The organism is Clostridioides sp. ZZV14-6387 (genome assembly GCF_020657835.1).
GTDB classification, from domain to species: Bacteria; Bacillota; Clostridia; order Peptostreptococcales; family Peptostreptococcaceae; genus Clostridioides; species Clostridioides difficile_A.
Genome location: NZ_JAGWCW010000070.1, coordinates 1 through 632, shown reverse-complemented (window position 1 = coordinate 632; position 632 = coordinate 1). Strand labels below are relative to the sequence as shown.

Annotated in this window: 1 rRNA gene; it reads right to left on the bottom strand. The window is 50.8% G+C overall.

What is annotated here, in order from left to right:
* Positions 1-12 precede the first annotated feature (12 nt).
* Positions 13-632 (bottom strand): 23S ribosomal RNA (locus KGF38_RS19960); the annotation flags it as partial.

The following is a 632-nucleotide window of genomic DNA, read 5'->3' as shown; positions in this document are numbered from 1 at the left end:
ACATCAAATAATTTGGTCAAGTCCTCGACCTATTAGTATCGATAAGCTAAATACATTGCTGCACTTACACCTTCGACCTATCAACCAGATAGTCTTTCTGGGGTCTTACCCTTGCGGTGGGAAATCTTATCTTGAAGTTGGCTTCGCGCTTAGATGCTTTCAGCGCTTATCCATTCCGTACATAGCTACCCAGCCATGCCCTTGGCAGAACAACTGGTACACCAGAGGTACGTCCATCCCGGTCCTCTCGTACTAAGGACAGGTCTTCTCAAATTTCCTACGCCTGCGACGGATAGGGACCGAACTGTCTCACGACGTTCTGAACCCAGCTCGCGTACCACTTTAATGGGCGAACAGCCCAACCCTTGGGACCTACTACAGCCCCAGGATGTGATGAGCCGACATCGAGGTGCCAAACCTCCCCGTCGATGTGGACTCTTGGGGGAGATAAGCCTGTTATCCCCAGGGTAGCTTTTATCCGTTGAGCGATGGCCCTTCCACGCAGAACCACCGGATCACTAAGTCCGATTTTCATCCTTGCTCGACCTGTATGTCTTGCAATCAAGCTCTCTTTTGCCTTTACACTCTACGTACGATTTCCGACCGTACTGAGAGAACCTTTGAGCGCCTCC